Annotated in this window: 19 protein-coding genes; 12 read left to right on the plus strand and 7 right to left on the minus strand. The window is 72.1% G+C overall.

Annotated features, from left to right (window positions below; translation table 11 throughout):
• Window positions 1-43: 43 nt before the first annotated feature.
• Window positions 44-1957, minus strand: a complete 1914-nt coding sequence (locus tag ACFWW8_RS19960; RefSeq protein ID WP_386530293.1) for an FHA domain-containing protein — start codon at window positions 1955-1957, stop codon at window positions 44-46.
• A 170-nt stretch (window positions 1958-2127) separates the two neighbouring features.
• Between ACFWW8_RS19960 and ACFWW8_RS19965 the strand changes: the two genes are divergently transcribed.
• Both ACFWW8_RS19965 and ACFWW8_RS19970 read left to right on the plus strand, forming a co-directional pair.
• Complete coding sequence (locus ACFWW8_RS19965; RefSeq protein ID WP_386530294.1) at window positions 2128-3774, plus strand: serine/threonine-protein kinase; 1647 nt, start codon at window positions 2128-2130, stop codon at window positions 3772-3774.
• A gap of 244 nt (window positions 3775-4018) precedes the next feature.
• Window positions 4019-5290: an APC family permease gene (locus ACFWW8_RS19970; RefSeq protein WP_386530295.1), complete on the plus strand. Its 1272-nt coding sequence runs from the start codon at window positions 4019-4021 to the stop codon at window positions 5288-5290.
• 75 nt (window positions 5291-5365) lie between these two features.
• On the opposite strand, the gene ACFWW8_RS19975 is transcribed toward ACFWW8_RS19970, so the two are convergent.
• The 5 genes from ACFWW8_RS19975 to ACFWW8_RS19995 form a co-directional block, all read right to left on the minus strand.
• Window positions 5366-6301: a TIGR03571 family LLM class oxidoreductase gene (locus ACFWW8_RS19975; protein ID WP_386530296.1), complete on the minus strand. Its 936-nt coding sequence runs from the start codon at window positions 6299-6301 to the stop codon at window positions 5366-5368.
• 82 nt (window positions 6302-6383) lie between these two features.
• Window positions 6384-7001 (minus strand): pyridoxamine 5'-phosphate oxidase family protein, encoded by a 618-nt coding sequence (locus ACFWW8_RS19980; protein ID WP_386530297.1) that lies wholly within the window; start codon window positions 6999-7001, stop codon window positions 6384-6386.
• Between the two features lie 4 nt (window positions 7002-7005).
• The gene (locus tag ACFWW8_RS19985; protein WP_386530298.1) at window positions 7006-7542 is read right to left on the minus strand and encodes an HPP family protein; all 537 of its coding nucleotides are present in this window, start codon (window positions 7540-7542) and stop codon (window positions 7006-7008) included.
• A 154-nt stretch (window positions 7543-7696) separates the two neighbouring features.
• Complete coding sequence (locus ACFWW8_RS19990; RefSeq protein WP_386530299.1) at window positions 7697-9106, minus strand: vanadium-dependent haloperoxidase; 1410 nt, start codon at window positions 9104-9106, stop codon at window positions 7697-7699.
• Between the two features lie 248 nt (window positions 9107-9354).
• The gene (locus tag ACFWW8_RS19995) at window positions 9355-9972 is read right to left on the minus strand and encodes a CGNR zinc finger domain-containing protein (RefSeq protein ID WP_386530300.1); all 618 of its coding nucleotides are present in this window, start codon (window positions 9970-9972) and stop codon (window positions 9355-9357) included.
• A 246-nt stretch (window positions 9973-10218) separates the two neighbouring features.
• Here ACFWW8_RS19995 and ACFWW8_RS20000 point away from each other — a divergent pair, with 246 nt between their 5' ends.
• The 6 genes from ACFWW8_RS20000 (at window position 10219) to ACFWW8_RS20025 (ending at window position 17501) form a co-directional block, all read left to right on the plus strand.
• Entirely contained in the window at window positions 10219-11139 is a 921-nt protein-coding gene (locus ACFWW8_RS20000) for a LysR family transcriptional regulator (RefSeq protein WP_386530301.1), read from the plus strand.
• A gap of 176 nt (window positions 11140-11315) precedes the next feature.
• On the plus strand, window positions 11316-11735 hold the full coding sequence (locus tag ACFWW8_RS20005) for a cupin domain-containing protein (RefSeq protein ID WP_386530302.1): 420 nt from the start codon (window positions 11316-11318) through the stop codon (window positions 11733-11735).
• Window positions 11736-11882: 147 nt separating this feature from the next.
• Window positions 11883-12383: a cobalamin B12-binding domain-containing protein gene (locus tag ACFWW8_RS20010; RefSeq protein WP_386530303.1), complete on the plus strand. Its 501-nt coding sequence runs from the start codon at window positions 11883-11885 to the stop codon at window positions 12381-12383.
• Entirely contained in the window at window positions 12380-13693 is a 1314-nt protein-coding gene (locus ACFWW8_RS20015; protein WP_386530304.1) for a methylaspartate mutase, read from the plus strand. The genes ACFWW8_RS20010 and ACFWW8_RS20015 overlap by 4 nt, the downstream gene beginning before the upstream one ends.
• Before the next feature lie 128 nt (window positions 13694-13821).
• A complete protein-coding gene (locus tag ACFWW8_RS20020; protein ID WP_386530305.1) occupies window positions 13822-15804 on the plus strand; it encodes an FAD/NAD(P)-binding protein in 1983 nt (660 codons plus the stop codon).
• A complete protein-coding gene (locus ACFWW8_RS20025) occupies window positions 15801-17501 on the plus strand; it encodes an AMP-binding protein (RefSeq protein WP_386530306.1) in 1701 nt (566 codons plus the stop codon). Before ACFWW8_RS20020 ends, ACFWW8_RS20025 begins: the two co-directional genes overlap by 4 nt.
• A gap of 76 nt (window positions 17502-17577) precedes the next feature.
• Here the strand turns inward: ACFWW8_RS20025 and ACFWW8_RS20030 are convergent, their stop codons facing one another.
• Complete coding sequence (locus ACFWW8_RS20030) at window positions 17578-18150, minus strand: CGNR zinc finger domain-containing protein (RefSeq protein ID WP_386530307.1); 573 nt, start codon at window positions 18148-18150, stop codon at window positions 17578-17580.
• Between the two features lie 153 nt (window positions 18151-18303).
• Here ACFWW8_RS20030 and ACFWW8_RS20035 point away from each other — a divergent pair, with 153 nt between their 5' ends.
• From ACFWW8_RS20035 to ACFWW8_RS20050, 4 genes are all read left to right on the plus strand, one after another.
• Window positions 18304-18759 carry a VOC family protein gene (locus ACFWW8_RS20035; protein WP_386530308.1) on the plus strand — a complete coding sequence of 152 codons (456 nt, stop codon included), beginning with the start codon at window positions 18304-18306 and terminating at the stop codon, window positions 18757-18759.
• 92 nt (window positions 18760-18851) lie between these two features.
• A complete protein-coding gene (locus ACFWW8_RS20040; RefSeq protein ID WP_386530309.1) occupies window positions 18852-19802 on the plus strand; it encodes a pyridoxamine 5'-phosphate oxidase family protein in 951 nt (316 codons plus the stop codon).
• Between the two features lie 59 nt (window positions 19803-19861).
• Entirely contained in the window at window positions 19862-20086 is a 225-nt protein-coding gene (locus ACFWW8_RS20045; RefSeq protein WP_386530310.1) for a ferredoxin, read from the plus strand.
• On the plus strand, window positions 20083-21318 hold the full coding sequence (locus ACFWW8_RS20050; protein WP_386530311.1) for an NAD(P)/FAD-dependent oxidoreductase: 1236 nt from the start codon (window positions 20083-20085) through the stop codon (window positions 21316-21318). Before ACFWW8_RS20045 ends, ACFWW8_RS20050 begins: the two co-directional genes overlap by 4 nt.
• Window positions 21319-21402 lie beyond the last annotated feature (84 nt).

Consider the following 21402-nt stretch of genomic DNA (forward strand, 5'->3'; position numbering starts at 1 on the left):
GCCGCCGGCCCCGTCGTCCTCGCCCACCCGGCGCCGCCCGGGGTCAGCCCACCGCGGAGGGGCTGCGGGGGTCGGTCGGGCGGGGGACGAAGACGGGGGAGTCCGACTGGTAGAAGAGGTCGATGTCGGCCTCCTCACCGCCGACGATCAGAGTGTCCCAGGCGCCGCTCTCCCGCAGGGTGCGGAGGGTGGACGGCGCGATCGGGGCGAGGTGGGCGCGGAGTTCCGCGTCGCCGGGAAGGCCGGGCATCCGGGGCGCCAGCCGCTCGCGGATCCCGATCATGCGCTCCAGCAGCGCGTCCAGGTCGCTCCCGCCGCCCGCGGCGGCGGAGGCAGGGCCGGCGCCGGCCTCCGCGCTGCGCGCGATGATGTCCTTGATGGCGTGGGTCACGCCCTGTTCGTCGGTGGTCACCATGGCGTTCCAGGCCCGGCTCTTGTGCCGGTACTGGAGCATGGACATCGCCGCCTCGTGCCGGATGAAGTCGGCGTCCCGCAGCGGCTTGCCCCGCCAGGAGCGGCTGAGCGAGCGGGCCAGCGAAGTGGCAGAGGCGAGACCGCTGTTGAGGCCGCGGCCCGGCCAGAAGTGGATCGCGTTGGCCGCGTCGCCCAGCAGGAAGCCGTAGGTGCCGGGGGCCGTCCCGGTCGGCCGGTGCAACTGCGCGGTGAACCGCGGGCGCTGCACCATGTCCAGCCGGAACGAGGTGATCGCGGACAGGTCGTCCTCGGCCACCCCGAACAGGGACAGGCCCTGCCGGATCTCCTTCCACAGGGGTGAACTGCGCAGCAGGGCGGGGAGGAAGAGGGTGCCGTGGGTGGGGCAGCGGAACTCGTTGTCCTCCTCCTGTCGGCTCATCAGGCACGGGCGGGCGGCGATGCACTCCTCGAAGACCTGGCGGACCGGGTCGATGCCGATGACGTTCCTGGCCTCCTCGCGGGTGAGCCGCATGTTCAGGAAGCCTTCGCCGCGCAGCGAGTTGAGCAGGAAGCGGTTCTGCGACACGGTGAGCAGCACGCTCATCGGGTCCGGCAGCTTCGACTTGACGCGCAGTCCCAGCACGATGTCCTGGAGGTGCTCGCCGTTGAGGGAGTAGATCGACGCGTCGGCCGTGCCGAAACGGTCCGCGTAGTGCTCGCGGGTGCGGGAGCGGCCCCCCTCGGCCACGACCAGGACGTGTTCCTGGGCGATCCGGCCCTGCTGCTCCGCCACGTCGAAGGGCTTGGGCACCAGACGGATCGACGGTCTCCGGTTGGCCAGGTCGAGCAGCCGGTCCTCGATGTGGGCGATGCGGATGTTGCGCGGCGGGCGGCCGTCGACCGAGTCGGGGCCGACGGGCCACATCTCGGAGTAGGCGGCGCCGTCGTCGAACAGTGCGGAGAGCACCTCCTCGGGCAGGGCGAGGTACTGGCGGCTCTGTACGGTCACCACCTGCTGGCGGCGGAAGTTGCCCTGGGTCTCGTCCTTCCAGACGACCGTGGAGCCCTTCCGTGTCCAGCGCCCGTCGTAGAGGGTGATGGCGGTCCGCCCGGGCAGCATCTCGTCGAGCGCCAGGGCGAAGGCGAGCCCCACCGGGCCGCCGCCCGTGACGGTGACCCGCAGCGTGCCGGGGTCCGCGGCGCTCGGCCGGGGCACGTCCATGAGGGAGAGGTCCATGACCGTCTCCATCGCGTCCTGCGCCTCGTAGAGGAACGTCTCGTCGCCGATGCGGATGCAGTCGTTCGGACGCAGCACGTGCCGCGTGACGCGCTGGTCGTTGACGAACGTTCCGTTCCGGCTGTCCCGGTCGTAGAGGACGAAGCCGGCGTCCTCGGTGAGGATCTCGGCGTGCAGCCGTGAGGCACTGGGACTGACGATGACGACGCTGCTCTCGCCCTTGCGCCCGAAGCTGATGGGCTCGTTGCCCAGGACCACGCTCTGCCCCGTGAAGGGACCCGTGCGTCCAACGATGACCGAAGGCACTCCGACACTCCTCGCATGAGACGCCTGCTGACTGCTCGTAGACAGCAACACGCCATCGAGAACGCGTTCGGTTCACTCATTCTCGAAAGAGTTTCGTGAGTTCGTGAACCGGACGCGCCGGTTCGTACGTGATGGTGACGTCGGTAGGCGATCAGAGGAGACCCGCCCCCATGCACAACGAGGATTCCGAGACCGTGACGGAGAGAACGCTCGCGGCCACCACCGCGGCCTCGCCGGCTGCACCGGGCGGCGAGCCGGAACGGCTGGTCGCCGGCCGGTACCGGCTGCTGTCCCGGCTCGGCGAGGGCGGTATGGGCACCGTGTGGCGGGCCCGTGACGAGACCCTGCACCGCGAGGTCGCGGTGAAGGAGGTCCGGGCCCCGGCCCACCTGCGGGACGGCGACATCGCGCGGATGTACAGCAGGCTGGAGCGCGAGGCGTGGGCGGCGGCCCGGATACCCGACCGCAACGTGGTGATGGTCCACGACGTGGTCACGGAGAACGACCGGCCCTGGATCGTCATGGAGCTGATCCGCGGGCAGTCGCTGGCCGACCTGCTGCGAGCCGAGGGGCCGCTGACCCCCCGGCACGTCGCGCACATCGGCGCGGAGGTGCTGGGTGCACTGCGTGCCGCGCACGCAGTCGGTGTGGAGCACCGCGACGTGAAGCCGGCCAACGTGCTGATCGCCGAGGACGGGCGGGTGGTGCTCAGCGACTTCGGCATCGCGGTGGTCGAGGGCAGCACCGCGCTGACCATGACCGGCGAGGTGGTCGGCTCGCCCGAGTACCTGCCGCCGGAGCGGGCGCTCGGCCGCCCGTCGGGACCCGAGTCCGACCTGTGGTCGCTGGGCGTGATGCTGTACGCGGCCGTGGAGGGGATCTCCCCGTTCCGCCAGGACACCGCGCTGAGCACCCTGCGGGCCGTGGTGGACGAGGAACCGCCGGTGCCGACCCGGGCGGGCCCGCTCGCCCCGGTCATCGCCGGGCTGCTGCGCAAGGAGCCGGGGGAGCGGACACCTGCCGCCGAGGTGGCCGGGGTACTCCGGGCCATCGCCCACGAACCGGATGCCACCACGGCCGCCTCCCGCGTCCTGCCCGGGCCGGTGGAGCCCGTCACGGTTGCGACGGCCGCCCCTGAGGCAGCCGATACCGCGGCGGCGCACCCGGCCGGGCCGACGGACGGCACGGGGACCGGGAGCACGGGGACGGCCGCCACGGGGACGGCCGCCACGGGGACGGTGCGGCCCGGCGCCACCGCGGGGGCTTCCGCGGAGTCCGTCGCGCGGGATGCCGCGCCCGCCGTGACTGCGCCCGCCGTGACCGCGGCCGCCCCGCCCGTTGCTTCCGCCCCGTCCGCCGGCCCGTCCCGCAAGGGCCGTACGGCCCTCTTCGTCTCGGCCGGCGCGGCCGCCTGCGTACTGACCGCCGGCGGTCTCGTCTACGTCCTCAGCGGTAACGGCGAAGCATCCGCCGCCGGTTCGGGCGGCGTACGGATGTCGGTGGCGGGAGCGAACACCACCTACACCGGCCGCTGCCCGACTCCCCAGAGCCAGGCTCCCGCGTTCACCGCGACCTTCACCGCCTCCGAGCCCACCCTGATCTCCTACCGCTGGGTGTCCGGAGACGGCTCGGTGGTGGATCCGCACTGGCGCACCCTGTCCATCGGGAGCAAGGCCAACCCCACCGGCCACGACACGGTGCGGCTGACGACCTACGCGAAGGCCGGCACCCTGACCACCGGAATGGCCGTGGAACTCCAGAGCCCCACCCGCACCACGTCCAACCCGGTCCCCTTCTCGATCACCTGTACCGGCTGATTCCGGCCTGGCGGTCGACCACCGCGGCGATCCACCGCGCCCGGGAACCCGTGTGCTTCGGCGCGGGTCCCAGCGCGTCGACGAAGACCGGTCCGCGCGTCCCCTCCGGGTGCTCCGGCGCCTACCGCGGGGCGAGCACGCCGCCGAAGGAGTGCGCCCCACCCGCGGGTACGATCTGGGCACCCGGCCGGCGGTCAGGATCCGTGCGCCGGCAGTTGTCGCGGGCGTGGTGGGGGAGCAAGGAATGGGTGTGGCGGAGGGACCCGCGGGCGCGGGCGAGTTGAAGCGGCACCTGGGCGTGTTCGACGCCGTGGTGATCGGTCTGGGGTCGATGATCGGAGCGGGGATCTTCGTGGCCCTGGCTCCGGCGGCCGACGCGGCCGGGTCGGGGCTGCTGCTCGGCTTGGCGCTGGCAGCCGCAGTGGCGTACTGCAACGCGATGTCCTCGGCGCGCCTGGCAGTGCGCTACCCCGCCTCCGGGGGGACGTACGTCTACGGACGTGAACGGCTGGGCGAGTTCTGGGGGTACCTCGCCGGATGGGCGTTCGTGGTCGGCAAGACCGCCTCCTGCGCGGCCATGGCGCTGACCGTCGGCTCCTACGTGTGGCCCGGCCAGGCGCACGCGGTCGCGGTGGCAGCCGTGGTGGCGCTGACCGCCGTCAACTACGCCGGTGTGCAGAAGTCCGCCTGGCTCACCCGTGTCCTCGTCGCCGTGGTCCTGGCCGTGCTGGCCGCCGTGGTGGTCGCCGCGGTCGCAGGCGGCGACGCGGACGCCGTCCGCCTCGGCATCGGTGCGGACGCGACGTTCGGCGGGGTGCTCCAAGCAGCGGGCCTGCTGTTCTTCGCCTTCGCCGGTTACGCCCGCATCGCCACGCTGGGAGAAGAGGTCCGCGACCCCGCCCGCACCATTCCGCGGGCCGTCCTGATTGCCCTCGGTATCGCTCTCGTCGTCTACGCCGCCGTAACCGTCGCCGTCCTGGTCGCGCTGGGACCTCAGCGGCTGGCGGATTCGACCGCTTCGCTGTCCGATGCGGTACGGGCCGCGGGTGTGGACTGGTTGGCACCGGTCGTGCGGGTGGGCGCTGCGGTGGCCGCGCTCGGATCGCTCCTCGCCCTGATCCTCGGCGTCTCGCGCACCACCCTGGCGATGGCCCGTGACCGGCACCTGCCGCACGCCCTGGCCTCCGTCCACCCGAAGTTCCAGGTGCCGCACCGCGCCGAACTCGTGGTCGGCACCGTCGTGGCCGTACTCGCCGCGAGTGCCGACGTACGCGGGGCGATCGGCTTCTCGTCCTTCGGGGTGCTCGCCTACTACGCCATCGCCAACGCCTCCGCCTGGACGCTCGCCCCGGAGGAGGGCCGGCCGGCACGGATCATCCCGATCGTCGGACTGGCCGGATGCCTCGTCCTCGCCTTCGCCCTCCCGGCCTCCTCGGTGATGTCCGGCGCCGCGGTTCTCGCCGCCGGCGCCGCGGCCTACGGGGTACGCGGTGCGGTGACCGCCCGCAGGGCGTGACCGGTTGATGCCGGCCGGGACGTCCTCCTCACGGGTTCCCCGGCTTCCTTCAACCGTGGCGCCCGCGCGCGGGGCCTACTGGTCGGGCCCCGGAGGGAAATGCGGCAGCAACCATTCGGCGATCTCCGCCATCACCTCGGCCGCGGGCCGGGTGTTGTGCCGGAGGTTCATCATCAGCTGGTTGACCCCGGCCGCCTCGTACGTCTTGAACAGTTCGAGCAGGGGCTCGCGCCCCATGGACCAGCCCTGGACCAGCGGGCGCGGAGCAGACCGCGGGTTGTCGTGCAGGACCACATATCCCGCCTGGGCGTACGGCTTGAAGCGGCCGCTGCCGGGCTCGCCGGTCAGGCGTCGCCAGCGGGCGGTGTTGGCCCGCTGGCGCTCGGGGTCGAGTGCCGTGTACAGCCAGCCGTCGGCATGTTCCGCGGTCCACTCCGGTGTCTGTCGGCCCCGCCCCGTCATCAGCATGGGCAGCCGCCCGTACGGCGGCTTGGGCAACAGCTGTATTCCGGGCGCCACTTCGCCGAGAGGAGACACGAAGCCCTCCGAGGACGGGCCGGTGACGCGGCGCACGTAGTGCCAGCCGTCTCGCAGCCGGGCCCCCAGGTCCGCCTCACCCGGGCCGAAAGCCGAAACCTCGCCCGGACGGTCGCCGCAGGCGAGGCCCAGCAGCATCCGGCCGGACGACAGCCGGTCCACCGACGCCGCGGCCTTGGCGACGTGGGCGGGGTGGCGCAGCGGCAGCACCGTGCTCGCGGTGCCCAGGGTGATCCGCCGGGTGACGGCCGCGAGTGTCCCCAGGTACACCCAGGGATCGAACAGCTGGCCGCCGTCGCCCTCGCCGGGGACCAGGAAGGGGACGTCCCTCACCCACAGCGAGGCGAACCCCGCATCCTCTGCGGCGCGGGACAGTTCCAGGTGGCCCGCCATGACGGGGACGTCACCGGTGAAGGACTCCAGGGGCGCGATCAGACCGAGGGCCATCCTGCCCTCCGGGAAGGCTCGTGCCATCCCGGGATGCGGTGGGTCGTCGGGGCGGGGGTCCGTGGCGGCCGGACTGCCGGTGGGGAGCGTGTGCCTGTTCACGAGTACGTCAGCCCGCCACCTGCTCCGGCGCGGGTTCCCCTCTGAGCCGCGCGTTCTCCTCTTCCAGCCGGGCCATGCGCTCGCGGATCGGCGCGAGTCGGTCCTCCAGCTCCGCCACGGTGTACCGGGGTTCGATGTGCTGGGGGCAGTTCCAGTCGTACGCCTCGACGTCGATGAGCACGACGCGCTCGACGACGGCCCGGTGTTCCTCGGGAGCCGGCCACCGGTCGGGCCCCACCACGCGGGCCCTGCCCAGGATCTTCAGGCGCGCCCGGGCCGGGTAGTCCATGAGGATCAAGGACACCCGGTCGTCGGTGTCCAGGTTTCCCGTGGTGATGTACTGCTTGTTCCCGCGGTAGTCGGCGAAGGCCAGCGTCCGGTCGTCGAGGGCCCGCAGGAACCCCGGCGGCCCCCCACGGTGTTGCACGTACGGCCAGCCCGTCGAGCCGGTACTGGCCATGTAGAAGCTGCCCCGGGTGGCGGCGAAGGCCATCTCGTGCTCACCGAGCCGGTCCGCCTCCCGGGGCCCGCGGGCCATGTTCTCGTAAGAGGCGCGGCTGCCGTGCTCGGCCTGGTGCCGTTGCACGGAGGGGGTGAAGAGGAGCTGCGCGTATCGGCTGGTCATCGGGCTACCACCAGTAGGTGGGGTAGCGCGGGGTCTTGCCGCTGCGGCCGGCCAGGATTCCCACGCCGACCAGGACCAGCGTCGCGAGCAGCAGCAGGACCAGGAAGGTGACGGTCGCCGGCTGGGTGAGGACCACGATGACCGAGGTCGCGGCGGCGGGGGAGTGCGGCGTCCGGGCCAGGGCCATCGCGCCGATGGCCAGGCCGCCGGCGACGGCGGCGCTCCACAGGGAACGTCCGGCGACCGCGAGGACGACGAAGCCGACGACGGCGGAGATCAGCTGTCCGCCGATGACGCTGCGGGGCTGGGCCAGCGGAAGAGCCGGGGCCGCGAAGACGAGCGCGGCGCTCGCGGCGAGCGGGGGGATGAGGACGGCCTGGTCGAGCGCGTAGCCGATGGCGACCAGCAGGACCAGGGCGACGACGCCCCCCGCGGTCGCCACCGTGATCGCGGCACCCGCGGCGCGCGCCGGGGCTTTGCCCGCGAGCAGCTTGGCCAGGCTGCGCGGGGCAGCGGCTTCGGATACGGGGGTGTCGGACATGGTGTCCCTTCCGCGGAGTTCGGACGAAGGATGGGGCGAGGCGCCGGCTGACAGCGGACCGTCTCCGGCAGCGTATGTGTGGCCGGCCGTTTGCGCGGGGCACGCGGGAGGCCTCGCCCTCCCGCGTGCCCCGGTCGGCGACGGGCCGCGGCGACTAGTTGATGATGGTGGCGTAGACCTGGTCGGAGACCTTGTAACCCAGGTCCAGCGCGGCGGCGTTGTCCCACTCGAAGTGGACGCCGATGTACTTGCGGCTGTCGGCCTTCTCCTTCGCGGCGGCGCTCAGGCTCGGGAAGGAACGGGTGACTCCCACCGCGTACGGGTCGTCCGTGCCGGCGGTGAAGGACAGGTCGTCACGGCCGAAGTAGTTGCGCAGGATGCCGGCCCAGGCGGAGGCCACACCGGAGTGCCCGGAGACGTAGGTCGGGAAGTTGGGGCTGAAGCTGTTGCCCGCCAGGTCCTTCTCCTCCGGCTTCCAGTTCGGGTCGGCGACGATGCCCGGGTTCGGGACCAGGTCGGCGCGGGTGATGGCGTCGGCCGGACGCCATACGTCCCAGTCGGTGCCGTACTTCGAGTCCCAGACGGAGATCGCCGCGTCGGCCAGGGACACCGAGGTCAGGGCGAACAGCTTGGCGCTCTCGAAGGAGGTGCCGGACGGACGGTATTTGCGGAAGATCACCGCGGTGTGGTCGTACTGCTGGCCGACCGGCTTGTAGGTGCCGTCCACGTCGTTCGCCCAGTAGTGCGCGAGCTGCGTCTGGTCGGCGGTCCGCTCGGTGGAGTCCCTGCCGCCGATCCGCTTGATCTCGTTGACCTGCGCCGCGTACTCCGGGCTCTGCAGGAGGGCGGTGGGGTTGGCGAACCCGCCTATGTTGCCGGGGCGGAACTGGGAACCGGACGTCAGGGCGAAGGGCTTGACCTTGCCCCAGTTGGGGGCGCCGGCGGGCTTGCCGGGTGCCGGACGCCAGTGGCCGGGGGCGTCGATCGTGAGGTACGGGGTGGTATCGGCGGAGCCGTCGCCGGTGCGCTTGGCGATGATCGCCTCGGCGGTCTTGACGCCGAGCTTGCGGCCCCGCTCCTTCGCGGCGGCCGAGGCGTAGTCGGGCAGGGCACGTGCCTGCTGGAGCTTGGCGTCGAGGCTGGCCACGGGGTAGCCGGGGAAGGCGTTCCGGAGGGTGGTGTACGCGGCGTAGTCGATGGCCGTGTTCAGCGAGCTGTAGGCGCCGGCTGCCGTACCGTCCTTGACGGCGTACGGCTTGCCGATCGTGTGGACGGAGTTGACCGCGTCGTAGACGGCCAGGTCCATCATGGCGCCGCCGCGGGTCAGCGGGCCGGGAGTGCCGCCGACGTGGCGGAAGACGTCCAGGATCGCGTTGTTCCAGTACAGGACGTGGTCGTTCGAACCCTGCCAGGTGGCGGTGACCGCGGCGGTGGGGGCGGTGGTCCCGTCCTCGGGAGGAGTGGCGGCGCTGGCGGGGACCATGGGCGCGATCCCCGCGAATGCCACGGCGGCCACTGCTGCCTTCAGGACGGTCTTCTTGCCCGGACGTACGGAGCGGAGCATCGGCTGTTCCTGTCTGTGGGAGGCCCTGGTGACACTGTCGACTCGCTGTCGCCACGGGCGGTGCGTTCTCGCCTTGAAACGTATGGCGGTGCGGCACCCCACAACGGGGCGTTCGTAGATGCCAGGAATCGAAAAACCTGATGGGTCAGGGCTCGCTGCGCTGAATTCATCCCTCGGCCACCGGGTTCTAACGTGTTCGATAGGAGCGAGGCGTTACACCTGGAGGGGGCAGGAGGGGCTCAACCGGATCAGTAGTCCCGGTGGTGGTGGCGCCGGGCGTAGTGGCGGGCGGCCCGGGCGCGGTTCCCGCAGCCCGTCGAGCACCACTCGCGGCGAGAGCGGGCGTGGTCGAAGAAGAAGACGCAACCGGGCGCGGTACAGGCCTTGGGCTCCACACCGGAGGATCCGGTCAGGAGGAGGAGCGTGGCGTGGGCGATCTCGCTCTGCACGGCGATCAGGGGCGCGGCGGTCGTGACGTGCACCGCGACGGGGCGTTCCCCGGCGTTCCAGCACAGCAGAGGCCAGCACCGGTCCATGGTGATCGCGCGGTTGAGGTGGGCGACGTCCCAGGAGTCCGCCTCGTGGAGGTTGACGAAGGCGTCGATCAGCCGGCGGCTGGCGTCCCGGAGCATGACGAAGGACTGCACGTCGACGGCGCTCAGGGAGTCCACGGCGTCGTCCGGCAGAGGGGTGACCAGGCTGCCGCGGCAGGAGCGCAGCCACCACGCGAGGTGGTCCGGCGTCCGGAAACCGTCGGTGAGGACGCCCCTGACGGGGAACACCGTGTTGACGAACTCCAGCGGGAGGGGCTCCCCGTGCAGGGGCGGGACCCCCTCGGGGGGCGGGGTGTGGGTGTGCGGAGGCATGTCGGTCCTTCGCCGCGTCGGGGCAGTCGGGGTTGCCGTGGGCACTTGCCTCATGGCAGGATCTTGAGCATAACGGTTTCATACCTATGAGACCGTTAGTCTACCGTGGAGACGAACCCCGGGGGGCGGGGTCGTCCCGACTGCGCGAAAGCCGCTCCGAGGGCATCGGTCGCACCGACAGGTGCGGCCGGATCGCCCAGGCTCGGCCGAAAGCGAAGTAGGTCTTGTGTCTCATGGGGGAAGTAAGTGACCTTCGATCTTGCGCTTTATCAACTGAGAACCTTCCGGGAGGTGGCCCGGCTGAGCAGCTTCACCAAAGCCGCGCGAAGCCTCGGCTATGCCCAGTCCAGCGTCACCTCGCATATCCGCTCTCTCGAGTCGCGTGTTGGAATTCAGTTAGTCCAGCGCCTTCCGCACGGCGTCAGACTCACTCCGGCCGGGGAAATCTTCCACGACTATACGGGGAAAATATTTCACGTCGTGGACGAAATGGCCAGCGCTCTCAATCCTTCCGGTGAAATGGCCGGCCGCGTATCGGTGGGGGCATCGGCGCTCCTGCTGGAATCGCGGGTCGGTTCCCTCATTCGCGACTGCCGCTACCGATATCCGAAGGTGCAGGTCTCACCCCGGCAGCTCGTCATCAGCCAGGCCATGGAGTCCGTCCGCGAGGGAGAGACCGATCTCGCCCTGGTGCACGGCGACTTCTCGGCGACGTCCGAACCGTCGTCCAGCGGCATCGTCGTGGAGGAGCTGCCACCCCTCAAAGTCGTGCCCGTCTCCTCCATCGCCCTGGCCGACGCCGCCGACCAGGCGAAGGCGCTGGCATCCGTCCGCGTCCTCGCGGTGGACCCCGACTGCGCCTCCCACCAGGTACTGGTGGGAGCGCTGAGGGAGTTGTACGGCATCGACCCGATGGTCATCGAAGCGGGATCGGTCGGCGGCGCGAGGGAACTCGCCCGCAGCGGGTACGGCATCGCCATGCTGCCCGCGGAGTCGGTTCGGCCGGCCGAGGAGGGCAGCGGCCTCGCCGTGGTACCCGGCCTGCCCCGGGTGCACCTCGGCGTCCGCGCCCTGTGGGCCGGTCAGGACAAGGCGATGTCCGCGGTCGCCGCCGTGTGCGGCGTGGCGGCGCGCATCGGCCGGGAGCAGGCCAGCCAGATGGTCTGACCGGCCGGCACGGGCACACAGCAAGGGTGAAACGGAATTCCGTTTCACCCTTGCTGTTTTTTGTTCCCGAAGCCAGCCGGAAACCCATCAGAAACATCGATACCGGCGATCGATTGATTCGCTCATCCGGACGCGGCATCACGCATAGCCTTGAAACGTATCCGAAGAGAGGCGAAATGATGTCGGGTGTTTCCTATATCGCGAACGCGTTCCGTAGCGGCTTCGAGCTGAACGACCTCACCTGGGTGGCGTGGAGCGAGCCGGGACGGATCGGTGTCGAGCACCACGTCCTGTGGGCCCCGGACGAGTCCGCGGGCGAGGACTCCGTCGGCCTGCTGCTCCGCTTCCCGCCGGGCGCGCACGGCGACTTCCACGAACACCTCGGCCACGAGCTCATGCTGGTGCTGGACGGCGTACTGGACCACAGCGACGGGATCTCGTACGTCAAGGGCGACCTGGTCGTGGAAGGCCCCGGCACAGAGCACCAGATGTCCAGCCGTACGGGCTGCACCGTGCTCGCCATCCGTACCCGGCCCGCCGCCGCCCGCGAGCCCCAGAAGCCGATCCGCGCGGTCGGCATCACCGCGGCCCCCTGACCGGACGGGGCGGGGCGGCTGTCCATGCCCTGACTCCCGCGCCCCGCCCCGCCCGTCTTCCGCGGCCGGCCGACCCGCGCCGGCCCACCTCGCGCCACCCGCGCTCCATCGCACCCGCCCACTCCCGCTGACCGAAAGAGCACTGCCTTGTCTGCGCACCCTTCCCAGACCCGGACCACCACCCCCGCCGTCCAGTCCCCGCACGCGGTGCAGCGCTCCGGCCGTCGCGTGCTCGTGTCCAGCGTCTCCTCCGACTCCCACACCTGGAACCTCGTCTTCCTCCAGCTGCTGCTGGAGGAGATGGGCCACGAGGTGGTCAACGTCGGCTCGTGCGTACCCGACGAACTGCTCATCGAGGAGTGCCGCCGGGTCCAGCCCGACCTGGTGGTCGTCAGCAGCGTCAACGGTCACGGAGCACTCGACGGAGCCCGCGCGATCCGCAGCCTCCGAGAACAGCAGGACCTGCGGGACCTGCGCGTCGTGATCGGCGGCAAGCTCGGGGTGCGCGGGGCGGAGGCGGGCACCTACGGGCCGGAACTCATGGCGGCCGGGTTCGACGCCGTCTTCGAGGACGCGGCGGGGATCGAGGAATTCCGCCGCTACCTCGCCCAGTCCGCCGTACCGGCGCTCGAGCCGAGTGCGGCGTGAACGCACTCACCACCACGACCACCGGGCCCACCGCGCCCCTCGGTCCGTTCGCGGCGGCCATCGCGGCGGCCGGGCGGGCCGGAGAGCTGGTCGTCCAGCCCCGCATGGGGTTCGCCGACGTTCCTCGGATGCGGCAGGGCCTGCACGCGGTCAAGGCGGCCCGCGCCCGCACCGTCGGCACCCTCACCATCGACAGCTACACGCGCGTCGGCGACGACGAGTCCGCCCGGCGGGCGCTGACCGAGGGAACCGACCTCAACGGCTACCCCATCGTCGCGCACGGCCCCGCCACCACGCGCGACCTCACCGCAGGCCTCATGGGCGACGGGTTCGCCGTCCAGGTGCGCCATGGATCCGCCAACCCGATCGGCATCGTGCGCGCCCTGCTGGACGCCGGGCTCGACGCCACCGAGGGCGGACCGATCTCGTACTGCCTGCCGTACAGCCGCACCCCCATCCGCCATTCCGTCGAGGCGTGGGCACGCACCTGCGAACTGCTGGCGTCCCGCCCCGGCACCCACCTGGAAAGCTTCGGCGGCTGCATGCTCGGCCAGCTCTGCCCGCCCGGGCTGCTCGTCGCCCTCTCCATCCTGGAGGGCATCTTCTTCAAGCAGTACGGGCTCCGCAGCATCTCCCTCAGCTACGCCCAGCAGACCCACCACGTCCAGGACGTCGAGGCGTTGCTGGCACTGCGCACCCTCGCCGGAGAACACCTCGGCGGCCTCGACTGGCACGTCGTGCTCTACACGTACATGGGAGTCTTCCCGCGGACGACCGGCGGGGCGCTGGGCCTGCTGCGCGACAGCGCCCGGCTGGCCGCGCTCACCGGTACCGAACGCATGATCGTCAAGACGCCGGCCGAGGCGCACCGCATCCCCACCATCGAGGACAACGTCCACGCCCTGGAGGAAGCAGCAGCGGCAGCGGCAGCGTACCGGGGCCGGCCACCCGTGGTGAGCGACGAGTTCGGGGTTCTGAACGAGGCCAGGGCCCTGGTCGAAGCCGTACTGGAGATCCACCCGGACACCGGACGCGCGCTGACCGAGGCCTTCCGGCGGGGCGTCCTGGACGTCCCGTACTGCCTGCACGCCGACAACGCCCAGCGCTCGCGCAGCTACATCGACGCGCGCGGCAGCCTCCAGTGGCACACCACCGGTTCCATGCCCGTCCCGGCCCTGCCGGCACCCGGTCGCGCGAAGCTGCGCGCCGACGACCTGCTCGGGATGCTCTCGTACACGCAGGAATCCTTCGACCGGGCCGCCCTGGCCGACGGCGACCGGCGCGACGGGACCGCCGCGCTCCCGGCCTGACCCGCCGCCCCCACCGCCCCACCGCCTTTCGACGCCCGATCCCCGCGTGCGCCGACGCCCGCGCCCTCCGGCGCCCGTCCCGGTGCGCCCCCGTGCCGCGCGTCCTCCTCACCCTTTAGGAAGCCCCTGTGCCCGGATACTCATCCGATACGCGCCCGCTCGTCCTCGCCGTGATCGGCAGCGGCCCGCGCGGCATCTCCGTCCTCGAACGCCTCGCCGTCCGCACGACCGCAGAGGCGGCGCAGACCGGCGGCGTACCGCCCCGGCCCGTCCGGATCCACCTGATCGACGCGACGGAGGTCGGCGCCGGCCGGGTATGGCGCACCGACCAGGACGACTGGTTCACCATGAACACCGTCATCAGCCAGGTGACGATGTACTCCGGCGACCCCGACGGCGGCCCCGCCCGCCCGGGCGCGGGCCCCTCCCTGGGACAGTGGATCGAGGCCCGCGCCCTGCTCGGCGAGGAGCCCCTGGGTCCCGACGACTACGCACCCCGCGTCCGGTACGGCCACTACCTCACCGACGTCTACCGGACCATCGCCCGCAGCCTGCCCGACCACGTCGAGCTGGTGCCCGTCACCGGCCGCGTCACCGCTCTGCGCACCGGACCGGACGGCGGCCACCTGCTCAGCCTGGACACGGCGCCGCACCTGCTGGAGGCCGACCGGGTCGTACTGGCCACGGGACACCCGTTCAACGCCCCGGACGACTTCGAGCGCGAGATGCTCGACTTCGCCGAACGCACCCCCGGCACCCACTACCTGTGCGGTGACTCGGCGGCCGACATGCCGCTCGACGAGGAGACGATCCCGGCCGGCAGCGCCGTCGGAATCCGCGGGCTGGGCCTGTCCTTCTACGACGTGATGCTCTCGCTGACCGTGGGCCGCGGTGGTGAGTTCTCCACCGAGGAGGACGGCACGCTCGTCTACCGCGCCAGCGGCCGCGAGCCCAGGATCACCGCCGGATCGCGCAGCGGATTGCCGATTCCGGCGCGGGGCCGCAACCAGAAGGCGCCCTCCTTCAGCCACCGCGCCCTGTTCCTCACCGGCGCCGCCCTCAGCGCCGCCCGGGCCCGCCGGAGCATGACCGGCAGCGGCCAACTGGACTTCGCCGAGGACGTACTGCCTCTGCTGCTCCAGGAGATCGAGCACGTCTACTACGTCACCCACGTGCGGACCTCCCGCGGCCGAGAGGCCGCCGACGCGTTCGCCGGGGAGCACGCCGCCGCCCTGCGTGCCGGTGCGGACCGGTCCGCACTCCTGGCGGGGGCCGGGCTGGCCGACGTCCCGCCCATCGACCTGGACGCGCTGGCCCGGCCCTTCGGCGACACGCGGTACGCCTCTCCCGAGGAGTTCCGCGGGCAGCTGCTGGAGGTCATGGAGCGGGACCTCGACGCGGCCGCGCTCGGCACCTCGGACGGCCCGCTGAAGGCGGCCCTCGACGTCCTGCGCGACATCCGCAACGTGGTCCGCGAGGCCGTCGACTACGGCGGGCTGCTGCCGGAGTCGCACACCGGCTTCTTCCACCGCCGCTTCCTGCCGGTCAACGCCCTCCTGTCGGCCGGCCCCCCGATGTCCCGGGTGGAGCAGCTGCGGGCCCTGATCCGGCAGGGCGTCGTGGAGGTCACCGGTCCCGCCACCCGGTTCGAGACCGACGAGGCGGCAGGCGGCTTCCGCGTGGTCTCCCCGCAGGTGGCCGGCTCCGAGCGGATCGTCCGGACCCTGGTCGACGCCCGCATCCCCACCCCGGACCTGCCGCGCGACACCTCCCCCCTGACGCGGCAGCTGCTCGGGGAGGGCGTGGTCCGCCCGTACGTGATCGACGGGCCGGCGGGCACCGCGTACGTCACCGGGGGCCTGGACGTCACGGAGGCCCCGTTCCACGTCGTGGACGCGGACGGGGACGCGCAGCGGGACCTGTACGCCATCGGGATCCCCACCGAGCACACGCGCTGGTTCACCCAGGTCGGTTCCAGCCGCCCCGGTGTCAACACGCTCTTCTACCGGGACGCCGACGCCATCGCGGCGGACGCGCTGCGTCCGGCCGCACTCGCGGACCGCGGCATGCCCGAGAACCGGTCCGTCCTCGTCCCGGGGGACGCGGCATGAGCGGGGCGCCGGGTGCCGGCCTCTCGCCCACCGAGCGGTTCCGGGCGGCCCGGGACGTACTGCTGCTGCACCGCACCGACCTGGACAAGGCGGTGCGGGAATTCCGCTGGCCCGAGCTGACCGAGTTCAACTGGGCCCTCGACTGGTTCGACACGCTGGGCGCCGGACCGGACCGGCCGGCGCTGCGGATCGTCGGTCACGGCGGGCCCGGCACCGACCGGGTGCTCACCTTCGGCGAGCTGGCCCGGCGCTCGGACCGGGTCGCCACCTGGCTCCGCTCCCTCGGGGTACGGCGCGGCGACCCGCTGCTGCTCATGCTCGGCAACCGGGTGGAGGTGTGGGAGACGATGCTCGCCGCCATCAAGCTCGGCGCGATCGTCATCCCCACCTACATCACGGCCACCCCGGCGGAGATCGCCGACCGGCTGGAGCGCGGCGACGTGCGGTACGTCGTCGCCGAGGCGGGTGTGACGGACCGCTTCGCCGGAGTCCCCGGGGACTGGTCCGGCATCAGCGTCGGCGACCGGGTCCGGGACTGGATCCCGTACGAGCGCGCGGACTCGGCCGACCCCGGATTCATCCCCGACGGCCCGACCCCGGCGGACGGGCCGCTCTTCCGGTACTTCACCTCGGGCACCACCTCGAAGCCGAAGATGGTCGAGCACACCCACGTGAGCTACCCCGTGGGCCACCTGTCGGGCATGTACTGGAACGGCGTACAGCCCGGCGACGTGCACCTCAACATCTCGGCGCCCGGATGGGCCAAGCACGCGTGGAGCTCGCTGTTCGTTCCGTGGAACGCGGAGGCGACCGTCATCGCCCTCGACACGGCCCGCAGCGGTCCGGCCGACGTCCTGGAGATCCTGCGCACCCGCGAGGTCACCACCTTCTGCGCACCCCCCACCGTGTGGCGCGGCATGGCCGCCCAGGGCCTCGGCGCCCGGCCGCCCGCGCTGCGCGAGGCGGTCGCCGCGGGCGAGCCCCTGGAGCCGTCGCTGATCGAACTGGTCAGGGCGCGGTGGGGGATCGACCTGCGCGACGGATACGGGCAGACGGAGACGACCGGCCAGGTGGGCAACCCGCCGGGCCGCACCCCCGCGCCCGGCAGCATGGGCTTCCCGCTGCCCGGCTACGCGGTGGTCCTGCTCGACCCGGAGACCGGCCTGCCCGTTCCCCCCGGTGAGCCGGGCGAGATGTGCCTGGACCTCTCGGTGCGCCCGCTCGGTCTGATGCGCGGCTACGTCGGGGACGCGGCCCGTACGGCGAAGGCGCTGGCCGGGGGCCACTACCACACGGGTGATCTCGCGGTCCGCGCCCCGGACGGCAGCCTCACGCACCTGGCCCGCTCCGACGACATGTTCAAGGCCTTCGACCACCGGATCTCGCCGCGCGAGCTGGAGACGGTGCTCCTGCGCCATCCGGCGGTGGCCGACGCCGCGGTGGTTCCGGTTCCCGACCCGGTGGGCCTGTGGGCGCCCAAGGCGTACGTGGTCATCGCGCCGGATCACCCGGCCGGGGCGCGGAGCGCGCGCTTGATCCTCGATCTGGTGCGGGGGGAGCTGCCGCCCGAGAAGTGGGTGCGCGTGCTGGAGTTCGTTTCCTCCCTGCCTCGGACGACCTCGGGCAAGGTCCGCCGCGCCGAGCTGCGGGACCGGGCGCCCGGGAGCGGCGGCACGGAGTACTTGATCGGCGATTAGTGTGCCCCGGCGCGAAGGCCCGGGGCCCGGGTTCGCGCCCGGGCCCCGGGCCTTCGGCGGTTCCGTTCCCGCACCGTCAGGCGGGGTTGTGGCGCGCGTAGTGCCGGTTCGCCTTGGCCCGGTTGCCGCAGCCGGCCATGGAGCACCAGCGCCGGGTGCCGTTCTTGGAGACGTCGTAGAAGTGCAGGACGCACTCCGGGTTGGCGCACGAGCGGATCCGTTCGGGGCGCTCGCCGAGCAGGTGCAGGAAGTTTTCGGCCACGGTCCAGGCCACCAGCCACGAGGGCGCGTCCACCTCGACAGCGGTACCCGCTCCGTCGGGCAGCAGCAGCCGGCGGACGCGGCCGTGCGCCAGTACGGCGTTGAGCGTGCCGATCGTGGCCTCGTCCCAGGGCGTCGGGGCGTCGATGAGGGCGTCCAGCGCCCCGCGGACCTGGAGGAGCGCGTCCAGGGTCTGGCGGTCGGCCACCGCCTGCCGGTCTCCGAGCTCTTGGCGGACGAGTGGACCGGCGAGCCAGGTGCCCAGTCCCTCGACGGATTCCAGCAGGTCGTGCCGGCCGGCGCCGTCGATCCAGCGGGTGTTGAGGAGATCGATGGAGAGCGGTTCGCCGGTCAGCGGCCGGGGGTCCGGCTCCGGGGGTGGCAGCACAGGGGGCTCCCTTCCTTCTCTGTGGGGACGCCCGACCAACCATAACCGGTCATCCGAAGATCAAGGGTTGACGATCTCCAAATCTAACCACTAAAGTTAATTTCAGCGGTTGAGAGAACGCCTCGAGACCCCGACCGAAAGCAGTGATCGACCATGGGCAAGGCAAAGACCCTGCAGACCGGGCACGTCGGCCTGAACATCACCGACATGGACCGCTCGCTGGCCTTCTACCGCGAGGTCTTCGACTTCGAGGTGCTGGCGGAAGGCAAGGAAGAGGACCGGCGCTGGGCGTTCCTCGGCCGCGACGGCCAGATGCACGTCACCCTCTGGCAGCAGAGCGCGGGCACGTTCGGCACGGACCTGCCGGGACTGCACCACCTCTCCTTCCAGGTGGAGACGATCGACGAGGTCCGTGCCACCGAAGAGGTCCTGCGCGGCCTGAACGCCGAGTTCAACTACGCCGGCGTCGTCCCGCACGGTGAGAACGGCGCCTCCGGAGGCATCTTCTTCACCGACCCCGACGGCATCCGCCTGGAGATCTACGCCCCCACCGGGGCCAACCCGGCCGATGCCCCCACCCAGGGCGCGCCCACCTGCGGCTTCTTCTAAACACGAGCCGTAGCAGCACCTCAAGGTGCGACCGGGGACCGGGCCCCAGGCGGGCCCGCGTCCCCGGTCGCGGCGGAACGAAAGGAACTGCCGTGGCAACCGGCTACCACCCCGGCGAACTCCTGGTGCAAGACCGCGCGGACCTCACCGGTGAGGCGACCTTCTCACTGGGCGCCATCGGCGAGACCGTTCCCGCCGTGGCGGCGGACTTCCTCGCCGAACAGCCGATGATCATCATCGGCGCGACGGACCGCGCAGGCCGCGTCTGGGCCACCCAGCTGACCGGCGACCCCGGCTTCCTGAGGTCCCCCGACCCCCGCACCCTCGTCATCGACGCGCTCCCCCTCCCCGGGGATCCCCTCGCGGACCTGCTCGGTGCGGCCGACGCACCCGCGGGGACCCCGCACGCGGAGCGGCCCGTCCGGCTGGGCATGATCGCCATCGAGCCCGCCACCCGGCGTCGCATGCGGCTCAACGGCAGAGCGCTCCCGCGCGGCGGCGGGTTGCACGTCGCGCTCGACCAGGTCATCGCCAACTGCCCCAAATACCTGCAGAAGCGGGAGTTCCGCATCCTGCAGGCCGACGAGGTCACGGCGGCGGCCCGCACGGTCACCTCCGGCACCGCGCTCAGCGCGGCCCAGCAGCGGACGGTGCGCGAAGCCGACACCTTCTTCGTCGCCACCGCCTCTGACAGGGGCGACGCCGACGCCAGCCACCGCGGCGGAAACCCCGGCTTCGTCCAGGTGCTGTCCCCGACCCGGCTGCGCTGGCCCGACTACGTCGGCAACGCCATGTTCCTGACGCTCGGCAACCTGACCCTCAATCCGGCCGCCGGCATCCTCATCCCCGACTGGAGCACGGGCTCGGTCCTCCACCTCTCCGGCACCGCGCACATCGTGTGGGACGCGGACGAACGGTTCCGCGTTCCCGGAGCGCAGCGCCTCGTGGACTTCTCCGTCACAGACGTACGGGAGATCTCCGCGGCCTCGCCCCTCCGGTGGAGCGACCCCGGATACTCGCGCTTCAACCCCCCGGTCAGCTGAGACCACCTTCTCCACCGGCCCGGTACCAGGGTCGGTCCTCGTCCCCAACGGAGCCACTCATGCAGATCACCGTGGACATGAACCTCTGCGAGAGCCACGGACAGTGCGTCTTCGCGGCGCCCGAGGTCTTCTCCTTCGACGACGAGGACTACCTCGTCTACGACGCCACCCCGGGAGACGCCCTGCTGGGCAAGGCCGAGAAGGCCGCAGCGGTCTGCCCCGCCCGCGCCATCACGGTCACGGCGGCTCCCGCGGCCACCGCCGACGCTCCGGCCGCACCGTGAGCACACCCCTCACGCCCCCGCGCAACATCGTCATCGTCGGAGCGTCGCTCGCCGGTGTGCGGACGGCCGAAGCGCTGCGCGCCCAAGGCTTCGCGGGCACGCTGACCATCGTCGGTGACGAACCGTACCTGCCGTACGACCGGCCTCCGCTGTCCAAGGACGTCCTGACGGCGCAGGACCCCTTGCCGCTCACCGCACTGCCGTTGCCCGACGCACTCGACGCCCGCTGGCAGCTGGGCCGGCCCGCCGTCCGGCTCGACCCGCACGCCCGTACGGTCACCCTCGCCGACGGCACCCGGCTCCCGTACGACGCAGTGGTCATCGCCACCGGCTCCACCGCCCGCACCTGGCCCGCCCGCCGACCCCCGCTGCCCCGCGGGGTCTTCACCCTGCGGGGATGGCAGGACGCGGTCGCGCTGCGGGCCGAACTCGCACCCGGACGAAGGCTCGCCGTGATCGGCGCCGGCTTCCTCGGTGGCGAGGTCGCCGCCGCCGCCCGCGCCCGCGGCCTGAAGGTCACTCTGATCGAGTCGGCCGCCCAGCCCCTCGAACGCGCCATCGGAACGGTCGCCGGCGGATTCGTGGCCACGATGCACCGAGAAGCCGGCATCGATCTGCGGACCCACACCACGGTCAGCGGTTTCCTCGCCACCGACGACGGCCGGATCACTGGAGTGCGGCTCTCCGATCACGGCGAACTGTCCGTGGACGCGGCCGTCCTGGCCCTCGGCGCGGTGCCCGCCACCGAGTGGCTCGCGGATTCCGGCCTCGCCCTCGAAGGCGGCGTGCGCTGCGACGCGTACCTGCGAGCCCTGCTCCCCGACGGAACACCCGTCCCCGGTGTTGTCGCGGCCGGCGACGTCGCGCGCGTGCCCCACCCGCTGGCCGGCGGTGCCCGGCTCGCCCTGGGCCACTGGACCAACGCCGTGGAACAGGCCCCCGCGGCGGCCCGCACCCTGCTGCGTCCGGACGCGCCCGAGCCGTTCAGCGGAATCCCGTCCTTCTGGTCGGATCTGCACGGCGCCCGGATCCGCTCGGTCGGCCTGCCGGGACTCGCCGACGAGGCGAGGATCGCCGACCACGACCTCGTCGGAGAGCGCCGCCTCGAGGTCAGCTACCACAAGGACGGGCACCTGATCGGCGCCCTGACCATCGGCAGGACTCGCAGGCTGGCCGCCTACCAGCGCGAACTCCAAGCGCTCCGTGGCGCGGCGTCCCCGATACCTTCCTAGTGCGGGCAGTGCGGGCAGTGCGGGCAGTGCGGCCGCGGTGGCATCTGACCGGCCCCGAGGGTGGGGTCTGCGCGGCTGACCGGC

This window comes from Streptomyces sp. NPDC058701 (assembly GCF_042715295.1).
Taxonomy (GTDB): domain Bacteria; phylum Actinomycetota; class Actinomycetes; order Streptomycetales; family Streptomycetaceae; genus Streptomyces.

Coding starts and splice junctions, on each gene's coding strand:
- ACFWW8_RS19965 (WP_386530294.1), top strand. CDS start 2,128: ATGCACAACGAGGATTCCGAGACCGTGACGGAGAGAACGCTCGCGGCC.
- ACFWW8_RS19970 (WP_386530295.1), top strand. CDS start 4,019: ATGGGTGTGGCGGAGGGACCCGCGGGCGCGGGCGAGTTGAAGCGGCAC.
- ACFWW8_RS19975 (WP_386530296.1), bottom strand. CDS start 6,301: ATGGCACGAGCCTTCCCGGAGGGCAGGATGGCCCTCGGTCTGATCGCG.
- ACFWW8_RS19980 (WP_386530297.1), bottom strand. CDS start 7,001: ATGACCAGCCGATACGCGCAGCTCCTCTTCACCCCCTCCGTGCAACGG.
- ACFWW8_RS19985 (WP_386530298.1), bottom strand. CDS start 7,542: ATGTCCGACACCCCCGTATCCGAAGCCGCTGCCCCGCGCAGCCTGGCC.
- ACFWW8_RS19990 (WP_386530299.1), bottom strand. CDS start 9,106: ATGCTCCGCTCCGTACGTCCGGGCAAGAAGACCGTCCTGAAGGCAGCA.
- ACFWW8_RS19995 (WP_386530300.1), bottom strand. CDS start 9,972: ATGCCTCCGCACACCCACACCCCGCCCCCCGAGGGGGTCCCGCCCCTG.
- ACFWW8_RS20005 (WP_386530302.1), top strand. CDS start 11,316: ATGATGTCGGGTGTTTCCTATATCGCGAACGCGTTCCGTAGCGGCTTC.
- ACFWW8_RS20025 (WP_386530306.1), top strand. CDS start 15,801: ATGAGCGGGGCGCCGGGTGCCGGCCTCTCGCCCACCGAGCGGTTCCGG.
- ACFWW8_RS20035 (WP_386530308.1), top strand. CDS start 18,304: ATGGGCAAGGCAAAGACCCTGCAGACCGGGCACGTCGGCCTGAACATC.
- ACFWW8_RS20045 (WP_386530310.1), top strand. CDS start 19,862: ATGCAGATCACCGTGGACATGAACCTCTGCGAGAGCCACGGACAGTGC.